Here is a 13192-nt window from a genome sequence, read left to right on the forward strand (position 1 = left end):
AGGAATTTTGAACCGCAGATGAACGCGGATTAACGCAGATAATCTGAAGTTAATCTGCGTTACTCTGCGTTAATCTGCGGTTTTAATTAAGAAGATGCGGGCAAGGATGTAAGGAGAAAGTTATGGCAAATCTGAAAACTATTCGCGATCGCATTAAGTCGGTCAAGAACACTAAAAAGATTACAGAAGCGATGCGTTTGGTGGCCGCTGCAAAGGTGCGCCGCGCTCAAGAACAGGTGACTGCTACTCGGCCTTTTGCCGATCGACTGGCAGAGGTATTGTACGGTTTAGCGGAACGCTTGCAGTTTGAAAACCTGGATTTGCCGCTGCTGAAAAAACGCGAAGTGCGATCGGTGGGACTGTTGGTAGTTTCCGGCGATCGGGGTTTGTGCGGCGGCTACAACAGCAACATCATCAGATACGCCGAAAATCGCGCTAAGGAAATCAAAGCTGAAGGCTTAGACTATAAATACGTGTTGGTAGGACGCAAAGCTACTCAGTACTTCCAGCGCCGCGAACAGCCGATTGATGCTACTTACGCTAACTTGGAACAAATTCCCACAGCACCGGAAGCGGCACAAATTGCTGACGAATTGCTTTCCTTGTTCCTGTCGGGAACTGTGGACAGAGTTGAGCTAATTTACACCAAGTTTGTGTCGCTAATTAGTTCGCGTCCGGTAATTCAAACCTTGCTGCCCCTCGACCCCCAAGGTTTGGAAACTCCCGATGATGAAATCTTCCGCTTGACATCGCAAGGCGGACAGTTTCAAGTATCGCGGGAGAAGGTTGCTTCACCTACGAAGAGTTTGCCCAGGGACATGATTTTCGAGCAAGATCCGGCGCAAATTCTGGAGGCTCTTTTGCCTTTGTATTTGAACAACCAATTGCTGCGAGCTTTGCAAGAGTCTGCTGCTAGCGAGTTGGCGGCGCGGATGACGGCGATGAACAATGCTAGTGAGAATGCTAGCGATTTGATCGGTAGTTTGACGCTGACTTATAACAAGGCGCGGCAAGCGGCAATTACTCAGGAAATCTTGGAAGTTTGCGGCGGTGCTGAGGCTTTGAACGGTTAAGTTTGAGTTGACAATTTGTTGATTTTATGGTATGCGTCTGGGGGAACTCAGGCGCTTTTTTTAAGATAATTCGGCGGTTGAAACTGCTTTTACACAAACGAAGTCCCTCTCGCTTGAGACTAAGAAGGGTATTTAAGCCAGATTTGTTATTAGACTATCTTCCCGCGTTCCTCTAACCACCGCTGAAATGACTTCTGACTTTCTCCAGATGGTTTACCGAGAATAATATTTTTGATGCTAATATCTTCGTCAATATCTGGCCAGTGGATTCCATCATTTCCACCAATAAATCGCCAATTATTGCGTTCGTTTGGTGTGCTATGCAATAGCCGAGGATACCAAGCTAAAGGAACAGAAATAGTACGACCATCGGATAGATCGACTGTTAGCAATGTCGTCTGTAACAACTACGTTTTGTGCTTGGGGGATTTCTAGCAACTCAACCATTAAAGAAGTCATTTCAACCTGCTAATAACTGCGATCGACTATTCCTGCACAATCTCATACAAATCTTCGATCGACAAATCAAAAGTCCTCGCCAACTTGTGCAAGGCTGTCACATCAACTGTTGCTAATCCGGGCGATCGGGCATAGGTTCTGAGCGTGCTGTAGACTACTCCCGATCGCTCTGAAACTTCTTTCAGCGTCCAGCCCTTCTCGGCAGCAAATTCTCGAACCCGCAACTTAATTAATCCCATAACCTCTTGACAGTTGACTAATATAAGTCATACAATTTTATTGTAAAAAGCGATCGCCCCAACGTCTGGAAAACTTAAAGACGATCGCCTATCAAAGTTCAAATCCCATATAAGGGACTGATCTATCTATCAAATTCCCAAATCAGGAATCGATCTATCCAAATCAGGAATCGATCTATTCAAATCAGGAAACTTATCAACTATGTTAGCAAGCTTTCGACCAAAATCAACCCCCAGACACAGATTGAGCCGGTTTGTGACGAAAGAGGCGATCGCGCGGCTGCTGAAAATCAAGGTAGAACAAATATATCGTTTCGAGTGCTGGGCGCATATCTTGTACGTGCACGCCAAAGGCATGAGTCGGTTTGTTAGTTATGCCGACTTTCCGCCTGTTTTGGGAGTGGAATCGCCCTCTGGTTTAGATTTTGGTTATTGGAAGCGCCGGATAGCGAGTCAGAAACAGAGACACGCACCGGATTTTTGGGTAGATTTCTATGCGGCGAGATTTCAGAAAGCTGTTTGTGTTTCTGAATTGTTGGAGTGGGGGGAAATGGTGGGCGTGATTAAGTTTATGTTGCGATCGATAGCCCTGGAGTCGCTGCGAAAGGTTTACACACAAGAGAAATCTCTCCTGGAACATTTCTAACTGCTGTTTTTTTAAACTAGAATGACGAACTCATTTCCTGCTTAGATGCGAGAACAAGATGCTGAATTCGTACTGCCTTGGGTGAAAAATAAATTGTCGCCTAAAACCACCGCACCGGAAGACTTTAACTGGCTTTTGTTAGCCGATGTTTTCTCCGCTAAGGCTCGAAAAAGTCAAAAGGATTCAGGTTTGCCCGATCGCACATGGGCAGAAGTAGCAACCGCAATTTACGATCGCCTAGCCAATGATGCCGATCGCAAAAAACCATGTAGTGGCGAGTCTTTTACGATTTCCTCAATGATGCTGAGGGCTGGGGCGATAGAAAAACACGGAGTAATTTCCGGTCATCCTGTTCTCGATGTTAACTTAATTCTACAATGGTTTTGGAACAATATCAAAGAGTCGTGCGAAGATGTGGAAAAAAAGCAGCTAATTGGAAAACGCTACCCATTGCAGAAATTCGCGAGTTAAGACAACTTAAAAATCGATTGAAAGTTATCGCAGCACTCGCTGACAGCGATCAATATGTTTTAGATGAACATCTCAACAGTTGGCTTTCCCTGCAGGAGAAACTACCGTAAAAGTGCGGGTACTCATCACGCAATAACTTCTCACCGTATCAGCCATAATAGTAACAAGTAAGTTTACTAAAAGCGAATAAATAACTATGGTCACTGCTACTGCTGCACAGAAGAATTTTACTTTAGAAGACTTCATGGCCAATCCCCCCGACAACATGGAATGGGTGGATGGACAACTCGTGGAGAAAAATGGAGCCACGCTCAAGCATGGTAAAATTCAATCAAGCCTGGGTTGTGCTTGGGCAAATTACATGATTTCCAGCAAACAAGGAGGAGAAGTTTATATTTCACCACCTGGCCGCACTAACCGACAAATTCGCCGCCCAGATGTCGCTTATCTCACACCCGAATTAGTTGCACAATTTGGCAATCTTGCCACTTTACCCCAAAGTTTCCCTTTAGTTGCAGAAATAGTTTCACCCACCGATATCGCTGAAGATGTATTTCTCAAAGCACAGGAATATTTAGAATCTAGCTGTCATGAAGTCTGGCTAGTTTTTCCAGAAAGTCGTTTAATATTTGTCATGACTCAAAATCAAATATTGACATTTCGAGCCGACGATACCGCCCGCACCCAACAAATCCTGATCGGTTTTAGCATCGATGTCGATCGATTGCTAGCTTAAACTAAATTCTACAACCTTTCATTTAGCAGCACGCAACACAAAACTCTCCTCTACCCGTTGCACCAGTTCTGAAATCAAATTGCTACAATATGTTTAAGAATCCTCAGTCCGCCTTCGCGGACTTCGTTTGTAGAGCATCGGAATTCTATTCGGTGGTATTGAATTAATATCCCACCATTATCGGAGCAAACCGCCATGTCAGACGACTTTTCCTTAGACGAGCTTTTAAATAGAAGTTACTACGCTTTCAAAGACGCAGAAAACCAAGTGGGACAGTGCAATGTTTTAGTCATCGGCAAAACCGGCGTCGGCAAAAGTACCCTGATAAATTCCGTTTTTCGCCAACGCTTAGCAGAAACCGGAGTCGGCCGCCCCATCACTCAAGGCATTCGCCAATATACCAAACCGAATTGCCCAATTACCGTCTACGATACTCCCGGACTCGAACTCAATGCCGAACAAATTAAAGTTATTCAATTAAACGTTGCTAAACTGATTGAAGACCAAAGACTCCTGCACCCCAAAGAACACATTCACGTCATCTGGTACTGCATCAATCACAGCGCCAATAGAATAGAATCTGTGGAAGAAAGCTGGCTAAAAGAAATGGAAGTCAAAGATGTACCAGTGATTTTAGTTTTGACTCAAACTACATCTAAAAAGCCCAGCGAGTTTTTCAAGCAACTGGAACACATGAATTTGCCTGTCAGTCAAATCATCCCCGTCATGGCTGAGCCGGAAGAAATTGATGAGGATTATACAGTAAAATCTCACGGTTTAGATAAGTTGGTAGATGCAACGTTTCAACTGCTGCCGGAAGTAGCTAAAAAAGCTTTTGTTAAAGAACAAATTGCCAATATTGCGCTTAAATCCGATATGGCATTTAAGTATCTAAGTGCTTATGTTGCAGGTTCTGCAATTGTCGGCGCGACTCCTGTACCCTTTGCTGATGCGCCGATTTTGATGACGATGCAAACGGCAATGATTGCTAATATTACTGTAATTTTTGGAATGCCCTTTGATAAGGGCTTTATTTCGGCGATGCTGTCTGCTATTAGCGGCGCTGGTGGTGTGACTGCTGTTGGTAGAAGTATTGTTACTAATTTGATTAAAATGATTCCTGGTGCGGGTACTGTTGTCGGCGGTGCTATCTCCGGTGCAACCGCAGCAACTCTCACGCTTGCCCTCGGTTTGGCTTACATTGAAGTGCTTAAAGCTTATATGAAAGCTCAAATTAATGGGGAACAACTTTCTTTGCAGCAGTTGACAAAGATGTTTGTGGATTTTTATAAGGATTATGCTAGTTCTGGGCGTAAAACTTTGAACGATGACAAACAGAATCAACCTAAGCCTCCCAATCAAATTGATATTGAGTAAATTGGGCATTGGGTATTGGGAATGGGGCATAGGGCATAGGGCATAGGGCATAGGTTATTTGTTAGTTCCAATTCCCAATTACCAATTCCCAATTACCCATTACCAATTGATTGCTACAATATGAGTGAATTCTGCAAAAGGGAGTAAATGGCTATGGTAATGGCAGCCGTTTTATCAGAAAATGTTTCTCTAGAAGACTTTATAGCCTGTCCCGCCGATGATATGGAATGGGTGGACGGGCAAATCTCGGAGAAAAATGGCATGACAGTAAAACACAGTCGAATCCAATCAAGACTAGATCGTGCTTGGGGAAATTACAAAGATTCTAGCGGACAAGGCGGCGAAGTGTATACAGAAGTTCCTTGTTGTACTGACAGGCGAGTGCGCCGTCCTGATGTAGCTTATCTGACTCCTGAATTAGTCTCACAATATGCTGATGTTCCTACTTTGCCTCAAAGTCCGCCGTTAATTGCAGAAATAGTTTCTCCTACTGATATTGCGGAAGAAATATTTCTAAAAGCACAAGAATATTTAGATTCAGGTTGTGTGGAAGCTTGGATTATTTTTCCAGAAAGTCGCTGGATATTGATAATGACTCAAACTCAAAAGTTAACTTTTAACCTGGGTTCTACACTCAGCACTCAGCTAGTGCTGCCCGGTTTTAGTGTGGCGGTTGATGAGTTGTTGGTTTGAAGGCAAAAAATTAATTAGGTATAAGTGCTTTGTGGCAGAGTTCCGCCGTGAGGCTTGTAATAATTTGTGAAAAAGTCATTGACAAAATGCCGCTCGCTCGCCCCAGGCAATTAATAAAAAAAATTATCAATAAAAACAGCAGTTGTAAATTTGCACAAAAGCACAAACAGCGGTAAAATACTGATTGCTTTGTTTCCAAATCTAGCGTAAATTCCAATTGGGGAATTAAAACCAATAATTGAAATATGTCTAAGACTTACACTGTTGAATTGATCCACCAAGGCTCTACCTATACCGTAGAAGTACCCGAAGATAAACAAATTCTCCGCGTCGCTAACGACGCCGGCATTGAGTTGCCTAGTTCTTGCAATGCGGGGGTTTGTACTACTTGCGCTGGTAAAATTATTGAAGGGAAGGTCGATCAAGCTGATGGTATGGGCGTTAGTCCGGATCTTCAGGCAGAAGGTTATGTGTTGCTGTGTGTTGCTTATCCCCGATCGAACTTGAAGATAGAAACCGAAAAAGAAGACATTGTGTACGATCGCCAATTCGGTAAATCCTAGGACTAAGCTAAAATTGACCTAAGTACCGTTAGCGGTAAAACCACTATGGATCGCCCTATGACCACCCATTTCATTTCCGCAGAAGTTGACCTCCACGAGACTGCCGAGCAACTGCACTCGGCTATTGAAATTGAACTTCAAAAGTACGGCGAACCCCTGCGGTGGGCAGTCACAGACGTGGATGTCGATCGGCAAAAGGCTGTGGTAGAAGGCTACGTGCTCGTGGAAGCATCCCCCGCAACACCGTGAACCCCCGCCCTTTGACAGTGGTTTTGATAGTCCCCACAGGCGTTGGAGCATCGATAGGTGGGTTTGCAGGAGATGCGCTGCCGGTGGCTAGGGCGATCGCCCAAATTTCAGACACCCTGATCACTCACCCCAACGTCCTCAACGGCGCTCAACTTTATTGGCCGATACCTAACGCTCTCTACGTTGAAGGTTACGCCCTTGACAAATTTGCTGCCGGATGCTGGGGACTGCAACCGGTACATCAAAATCGCATCGGCTTAATCCTCGATGCTGGCATTGAACCAGACTTGCAGTTGCGCCACTTGCAAGCGGCTGATGCAGCGAGAGCTACATTGGGTTTGAATATAACTGATTGTGTTTTAACCGATCGCCCCCTGCAAGTAGAATTGCGTATTTCTGAATCTGGGGCATCCTGGGGAACCATCGGCAATCCCGACAGTTTATTGCGCGCTGCAGAAAAATTAATCGAACAAGCAAGAGTAGACGCGATCGCAGTTGTGGCCAGATTTCCCGACGATGAAGGCAGCCTCGCCCTCGAAAACTACCGCCGCGGCAAAGGAGTTGACCCCCTCGCCGGCGCGGAAGCTGTGATCAGCCACCTCATCGTCAGGACGTTTAAAATCCCCTGCGCCCACGCCCCCGCGCTGTCTGCGCTTCCCCTCGATCCGCACCTGTCCCCGCGATCGGCTGCTGAGGAAATCGGCTATACTTTCCTACCTTGCGTCCTTGCCGGCCTCAGCAAAGCTCCCCAATTGGTAGCGCCAGAAAGCCAGCAGCACAATCAATTATCAATTACCGCCGATCGAGTCGATGCGGTGGTGATACCCGCCACAGCCTGCGGCGGCAGTGCTATTCTGAGTTTGAGTGGGCGATCGTCCGTACAAATCATCGCTGTGGGCGACAACAAAACCCAGATGCAGGCGACTCCAGAAAAACTCGGAATCAAAGCTTTACAGGTAAACTCATATTTAGAGGCGATCGGAGTTTTGGTCGCTTTGCGGGCCGGCATCAGTCCAGCTTCCTTGGGTGCAGACATCTCCTCCCTGCGTTGTTTGTCTGACTCAACAAGACACATCTAAAATCTCAAACATCAAATCTAAAAGTGATTAAGTGGCAGAAAAACTTCCCGGAAATCCTGAAATTGAACCCTTGACGCGCACCCAAATTTTAGTAGCAATGGGCGTGACAGCAATTATGTTGCTGGCGGTAGCTAAATTGTGGTTGCTATTTGGATCGGTATCGCTTTTGCCAGTCAAATTGATAGGAATCGACTTGCTCACAGGATGTGCGATCGGACTGGCAATTACAGGCGGTAGTGCGATCGTTTATCGCCTCTGGCCGGGTTATCGCCGGAGTGCTGATGTTTACTTGGAAGTAGTTCTCAAACCTTTGTTTTGGCCGGATTTGATTTGGCTGGGACTGCTGCCGGGACTTAGCGAAGAATTGCTATTTCGAGGCGTGATGCTGTCTGCTTTAGGATTGAATGTTACCAGTTTAGTTTTATCGAGTTTTTGTTTCGGCATTCTGCACTTGGGAGGCATCGATCAGTGGCCTTATGCTGTTTGGGCAACGGCTGTCGGGTTGCTGTTGGGTTACAGCGTTTTAGCTACTGGGAATTTGTTAGTGCCAATTACGGCTCATATCTGTACGAATTTGATTTCTAGCTGTGTTTGGAAGTGGGAACACAATCTGGTGAAACGGTAGCTCGATCGCAATTCCAAAGGGATTGAAATCGCGCCTGCGCGGAATATAGCAATAAATGCCAACGCGCAAGCGGGTTTTTAGATTGAACGAACCGCGAAGACGCTAAGGGCGCGAAGGAAGAGGAAGAGTTCACAGAGGTGAAAAGGTTTTAACCACCTAGTTTTATCTGTGTTATATCGATTCCGGTTGCACTCCTTATCATTGTTGACTGTTGACTGTTGACTGTTGACGGGCGGGTCAAAAAAATGAAAATTGCGCGAATTATTTGTTGCGAGCTTGATTCGACTTTACGCCCGACTTAGAAGCGCGGATTTGATATCATTCCGGCGCAGCCGGAATTGATATTAAGGGAGTGTGTAGCTGCTCGATCGCACAATCAACTCACCTTGACTGGGGTTACGGCTGAAGATAAAAGCTCCTTCTTGAGTTTCGCCGGTTGACAAAAAATCAATTTGTTGATCGCCGGATTCTACCACTTCGCCATTGACGCGCAATTCGGCAATAATTTGCACGGACTCTGCCGTTTCGCCCCCAGTGTTTGCCACTGTAAACGGCACGTAAAATTGCCCTTGAGTTTCGCGAATTGGCCTGTTGCGAGTGACAGAAATAACCGGAGGTTCCTGCTTTTTAGTCACCCAGTTGTAGATTACCAGTCCGGTGAGGGTAAAAAGGATGAAGCAGGCGATCGCAAATGTCGCCCATTCAGCAAAAGTTCTTTTTGGTTGCTGTTCGTTTTTACTTTCACTCATACCGCCAACCTCCCCGCCGCGCCGCCAATAGTCGCCGGCAATCCTAATACTAACGTATAGCTCAACCAAATCGACCACGGGTCGTCAAAACTCAGTTTTTGGAAGAAAAACATCATAAATGCAGAAGCCGCCAGCGACACTAAATATGCCATGACAGTTTCGCTGAGGGGACGCTGAAAAATCCCTTGCTGTTGCTGCCGTTTGGCTTGATAAGTAAAGCCTGCTACAAATACAATACCGTAGGAAATTAGCAGCGAAGCAGCGATAATTGCTAATTGCCAAGGTGGCGAAATACCTGCAGCTAGCATGGGAATTTCGTCAGTTGGGGCGATGTTGAAAGCAATGATCATCGCGCCGATTAAAGTAGCGCCGATATCTGCTACAGTTGGATTGATGGTAGGTTCCTTTTCGCTGTCTGAGCTTTGATAGCGATCGCCGCTCAAGAAACCGCTTGCCAGAGCAACTCCCAAGGCAAACGGCAGGCCTTCAAATATGATTTTTCCCAAAGTTTCTTGCAGCGGAGTCTCCGGGGTAATTTCCCTGAGCAAAAACAGGACAAAAGCCGCGCAGACAATGCCGATGGCGATTGCTTCTACGGTATCGATTGCAGCATCTCGCCAGCGGATGTCTTTAGTTTTGCGAAAACCTTCAGTGCGAGTCAGCAAGAAAACGACGATAAAGGTAGTTGCGATCGCGATCGACATTTCCGCTGGTTTAGTATACGAACCGATCCACCAAACCTCCATCGTATAAAGCAGCGGAATTCCGAATAAAAAGCCACCCGATGCACCTCGAATGATGTCGTTTAGTTCATTTGACCACTGATTTTTGCGTCTTTTTGATTTGTTCATGTTTCGGCTAAAAAGCAAATTGAAAAATTAAAAACTTCTGGAGATAGATAATTTGACAGATTTCAAGTGTTATGATACATAGTATCTCCACTCAAATTTGCGGCGCATAAGCTCTTAAAAATTCCTCTCTATAGATTCCCGCCTAAGTACAAATTGCTCTCACTGTCCCTAATGTTATGTGATCGTGTTTAGGCATTACCAGCGGAGTCTCAGTGCCATCCTGATTTTATCGCACTATGACCAGATCTTAGCGTTCTCTAATAATCCGAAAACCCAAAAACTGAAATGTTCTAAGGACTCATCTTTTAGGAGTATCGACAGGAAACTTAGACATTAAATAGCCACCTATGCCTCTACGAAAAGAATCAGGACAGCGAATGATTCATTCATCTTCCATAATCTCTTTGCCAAATATCTCGATGTAGGAGCCAATAGCTGACTTGACATCAGGTAAGGCTTCCTCATAGGTGTCACCTTCACCCACTAAGGCACCTTTGAGGCCAAGGGGAGAGGCTACATAACCGTCGGGTTGTTTTTGAATGATGATTCTAAATTGTTTTATCTTCGTCTCTTTATTTGTACACTAACTTAATTCACCACAGCCGCGCATAAGCATCAAAATAAAGGCATGACTGTTCAACAACAACCTCATTCCATGTACTGCTTAAACTATTCTAGGGGTTCGTCACAATGGTCGGACATCCAAACCCTTCCTTTAGCACTTCCTGCTTGCCGATTGGGTTTAGCTTGTTTGGGAATTCCTACCAATTTTACCACAGGCTGGTAATCTTGAGTAAGCGCAACTTCTTCGCCTCTCATTGCAGCTTCGACGATTAATTTCAAAAGCTTTTATTTGGTCTCATAAATGTCTCCTTGATACCTAATTGGTGCCTCCTTATTCTCAATTTCCAACCTCACCATTTTAACTCAATTAAACAAATCCTCTTCCTCCAAATCAACCGACTGCAACTGAGCCGGTGTAGCCGGAATCGCCGCAATAATTGCATCGATTACCTTAGCAACCGGAATAATCTCCATCCCCAACTCCGGCACCGGTTGATTCCTCGGAATAATTGCCCTTTTAAAACCCAATTTCGCCGCTTCTCTCAGCCGCAACTCTAATTGCGAAACCGGCCGCACCTGTCCCCCCAAACCCACTTCCCCAAGCAAAACAGTGCGCGCATCAACCACCCGATCGCGAAAACTAGCCACAACTGCGATCGCAACTGCCAAATCCGCCGCCGGTTCGTCCACCTTCAACCCGCCCACCGTCGCCAAAATCACATCTAATTTAGATAAAGGAATCCCCACCCTTTTCTCCAAAACAGCTAAAATTTGCTGCAATCTAGCATTGTCCACACCAGTAGTAGTGCGGCGCGGGGAACCGAAACTTGCAGGGCTGACTAACGCCTGAATTTCCACTAAAATCGGTCGAGTTCCTTCGCAAGTAACAGTCGTCGAAGTACCGGGAGAAAATTCATCTCTATTCCCTAAAAACAACTCCGACGGATTATCTACTTCTCGCAAACCGTTGGCTACCATTTCAAAAACACCGATTTCATGAGTCGCGCCAAAACGGTTTTTCATCGATCGCAAAAGTCGATGAGAAGCAAAGCGATCGCCCTCAAAATACAGTACAGTATCTACCAAATGTTCCAAAACCCTCGGCCCAGCCAAAGCTCCATCTTTCGTAACGTGACCGACAATAAATAAAGTAATATTTTCCCTTTTCGCCACCTGCATCAAAGCAGACGTACATTCCCGCACCTGAGCCACCGAACCCGGAGCCGATGTTAAACTAGCAAAATAAATAGTTTGGATGCTGTCAATCACCGCCACATTCGGTTTCAGCGCTTCCAACTCCCGCAAAACAACTTCTAAATCCGTCTCGGGAAGCAAATAGAAATTCTCCGCTGAATTGTCCTCGGAATCGGTTTTAGCTTCCCCGTTGCTGCTGGATTTATGCCCGCCGTTGCTTGACAAATCAACCGGATTAGCCACGCCCAAACGCTGCGATCGTAACTTCACCTGCTGGCCGGACTCCTCCGCACTGACATACAGTATCCGATCCTTGCGGGCCAACATATTCGCCACCTGCAACAGCAGCGTAGATTTCCCGATTCCCGGTTCCCCCCCAATCAACACCAGCGATCCGGGAACAATCCCGCCTCCCAAAACTCGATCGAGTTCCCCGTAACCAGAAGGCCAGCGAGACTGAGTTTGGTCGGAAATCTGCGATAATCTGAAAGATACCCTTGGTTGACCCTTCGACTTATCAGGGGGCGAACCGCCCACTGTCTTAGTTGTCACCCCAGTTAAACCAGCCCGCGACACAGCAGCAGTAGGTTGTTCTAACTGCTCGTCAAAAGAATCCCACTTCTGACAGCTAGGACACCTGCCAAAATATTGTGGTGAATCATACCCGCATTCCCGACAAATATATTGTATTCGAGGCTTAGGCATTGTTTACTATGATAAATAGTCACCCTAACATTTAGAAAAGTCTGAGTTAAAGCAATTATCAAGCTTTCAGACCGATCCCCACACATGATTCAATTTGTGTCTTCTATGATAGGGTACAAAAAATTAACATTATCTGAAATGTAACTTAAGGAGTGCTCGGTAACTTGGAAAACCATAAAGAAAAAATTCTGGTAGTCGATGACGAAGCCAGTATCCGCCGCATTCTGGAGACTCGCCTTTCCATGATTGGCTACGATGTCGTCACCGCTGCTGACGGCGAAGAAGCTCTCGAAACATTTCGCAACACCGAACCCGACTTAGTGGTTTTGGACGTGATGATGCCGAAGCTAGACGGTTACGGCGTCTGTCAGGAGTTGCGTAAAGAGTCAGACGTGCCTATCATCATGCTAACTGCTTTGGGAGACGTAGCCGATCGCATCACCGGTTTAGAATTGGGCGCCGACGATTACGTCGTCAAACCTTTCTCTCCCAAAGAACTTGAAGCCCGCATCCGTTCGGTACTGCGGAGGGTTGACAAAAACGGAGCATCGGGCATTCCCAGCTCCGGAGTCATCCACGTCACCAATATTAGGATTGACACCAACAAGCGCCAAGTTTACAAAGGCGACGAACGAATTCGCCTCACGGGCATGGAATTCAGCCTGTTAGAACTGCTTGTCAGCCGTTCTGGAGAGCCTTTTTCGCGATCGGAAATTTTGCAGGAAGTCTGGGGATACACCCCAGAACGCCACGTAGACACCCGCGTAGTGGACGTTCACATCTCGCGGCTTAGGGCAAAGTTGGAAGACGACCCCAGCAATCCCGAATTAATTCTCACCGCCCGCGGCACCGGCTATCTCTTCCAGCGAATTGTCGAAATTGGAGAAGTAGGATAAAGTCAGTTGGCAGTTGGCAGTTG

Annotated in this window: 17 protein-coding genes; 11 read left to right on the forward strand and 6 right to left on the reverse strand. The window is 46.1% G+C overall.

Translation table 11 applies throughout. The features are described from left to right. The first annotated feature begins 122 nt into the window (after positions 1–122). Positions 123–1073: a F0F1 ATP synthase subunit gamma gene (locus tag QUB25_RS13375; RefSeq protein WP_006631110.1), complete on the forward strand. Its 951-nt coding sequence runs from the start codon at positions 123–125 to the stop codon at positions 1071–1073. A gap of 149 nt (positions 1074–1222) precedes the next feature. Here the strand turns inward: QUB25_RS13375 and QUB25_RS13380 are convergent, their stop codons facing one another. Further along, positions 1223–1480 (reverse strand): DUF2442 domain-containing protein, encoded by a 258-nt coding sequence (locus QUB25_RS13380; RefSeq protein WP_333183694.1) that lies wholly within the window; start codon positions 1478–1480, stop codon positions 1223–1225. Between the two features lie 78 nt (positions 1481–1558). Next, a complete protein-coding gene (locus QUB25_RS13385) occupies positions 1559–1771 on the reverse strand; it encodes a helix-turn-helix transcriptional regulator (RefSeq protein ID WP_332958465.1) in 213 nt (70 codons plus the stop codon). Positions 1772–1973: 202 nt separating this feature from the next. Here QUB25_RS13385 and QUB25_RS13390 point away from each other — a divergent pair, with 202 nt between their 5' ends. The 9 genes from QUB25_RS13390 (at position 1974) to QUB25_RS13430 (ending at position 8210) form a co-directional block, all read left to right on the forward strand. After that, the gene (locus tag QUB25_RS13390) at positions 1974–2417 is read left to right on the forward strand and encodes a hypothetical protein (RefSeq protein ID WP_333183695.1); all 444 of its coding nucleotides are present in this window, start codon (positions 1974–1976) and stop codon (positions 2415–2417) included. A 45-nt stretch (positions 2418–2462) separates the two neighbouring features. Further along, entirely contained in the window at positions 2463–2888 is a 426-nt protein-coding gene (locus tag QUB25_RS13395; protein WP_333183696.1) for a hypothetical protein, read from the forward strand. A gap of 196 nt (positions 2889–3084) precedes the next feature. Further along, positions 3085–3624 carry a Uma2 family endonuclease gene (locus tag QUB25_RS13400; protein WP_333183697.1) on the forward strand — a complete coding sequence of 180 codons (540 nt, stop codon included), beginning with the start codon at positions 3085–3087 and terminating at the stop codon, positions 3622–3624. Positions 3625–3819: 195 nt separating this feature from the next. Beyond that, positions 3820–5001, forward strand: a complete 1182-nt coding sequence (locus tag QUB25_RS13405; protein WP_333183698.1) for a GTPase — start codon at positions 3820–3822, stop codon at positions 4999–5001. A 147-nt stretch (positions 5002–5148) separates the two neighbouring features. Next, positions 5149–5694 (forward strand): Uma2 family endonuclease, encoded by a 546-nt coding sequence (locus tag QUB25_RS13410; protein WP_333183699.1) that lies wholly within the window; start codon positions 5149–5151, stop codon positions 5692–5694. A 245-nt stretch (positions 5695–5939) separates the two neighbouring features. After that, the gene (locus QUB25_RS13415; RefSeq protein ID WP_333059899.1) at positions 5940–6257 is read left to right on the forward strand and encodes a 2Fe-2S iron-sulfur cluster-binding protein; all 318 of its coding nucleotides are present in this window, start codon (positions 5940–5942) and stop codon (positions 6255–6257) included. A gap of 57 nt (positions 6258–6314) precedes the next feature. After that, on the forward strand, positions 6315–6506 hold the full coding sequence (locus tag QUB25_RS13420; RefSeq protein ID WP_015175652.1) for a hypothetical protein: 192 nt from the start codon (positions 6315–6317) through the stop codon (positions 6504–6506). Continuing rightward, positions 6503–7585 (forward strand): DUF3326 domain-containing protein, encoded by a 1083-nt coding sequence (locus QUB25_RS13425; protein ID WP_333183700.1) that lies wholly within the window; start codon positions 6503–6505, stop codon positions 7583–7585. The genes QUB25_RS13420 and QUB25_RS13425 overlap by 4 nt, the downstream gene beginning before the upstream one ends. Before the next feature lie 31 nt (positions 7586–7616). Next, on the forward strand, positions 7617–8210 hold the full coding sequence (locus tag QUB25_RS13430; protein ID WP_333183701.1) for a CPBP family intramembrane glutamic endopeptidase: 594 nt from the start codon (positions 7617–7619) through the stop codon (positions 8208–8210). A gap of 344 nt (positions 8211–8554) precedes the next feature. Here the strand turns inward: QUB25_RS13430 and QUB25_RS13435 are convergent, their stop codons facing one another. The 4 genes from QUB25_RS13435 to radA form a co-directional block, all read right to left on the reverse strand. Then, positions 8555–8959 carry a TIGR02588 family protein gene (locus QUB25_RS13435; protein ID WP_333183702.1) on the reverse strand — a complete coding sequence of 135 codons (405 nt, stop codon included), beginning with the start codon at positions 8957–8959 and terminating at the stop codon, positions 8555–8557. After that, the gene (locus QUB25_RS13440; protein WP_333183703.1) at positions 8956–9810 is read right to left on the reverse strand and encodes a TIGR02587 family membrane protein; all 855 of its coding nucleotides are present in this window, start codon (positions 9808–9810) and stop codon (positions 8956–8958) included. The genes QUB25_RS13435 and QUB25_RS13440 overlap by 4 nt, the downstream gene beginning before the upstream one ends. 669 nt (positions 9811–10479) lie before the next feature. Further along, positions 10480–10653: a type II toxin-antitoxin system prevent-host-death family antitoxin gene (locus tag QUB25_RS13445; protein ID WP_333183704.1), complete on the reverse strand. Its 174-nt coding sequence runs from the start codon at positions 10651–10653 to the stop codon at positions 10480–10482. An 84-nt stretch (positions 10654–10737) separates the two neighbouring features. Then, positions 10738–12273: a DNA repair protein RadA gene (radA, locus tag QUB25_RS13450; RefSeq protein ID WP_333183705.1), complete on the reverse strand. Its 1536-nt coding sequence runs from the start codon at positions 12271–12273 to the stop codon at positions 10738–10740. A gap of 164 nt (positions 12274–12437) precedes the next feature. Here radA and rpaB point away from each other — a divergent pair, with 164 nt between their 5' ends. Then, complete coding sequence (rpaB, locus tag QUB25_RS13455; protein ID WP_071587789.1) at positions 12438–13169, forward strand: response regulator transcription factor RpaB; 732 nt, start codon at positions 12438–12440, stop codon at positions 13167–13169. Positions 13170–13192: the final 23 nt, after the last annotated feature.

Source organism: Microcoleus sp. B3-D7, from assembly GCF_036705305.1.
Lineage (GTDB): Bacteria > Cyanobacteriota > Cyanobacteriia > Cyanobacteriales > Microcoleaceae > Microcoleus.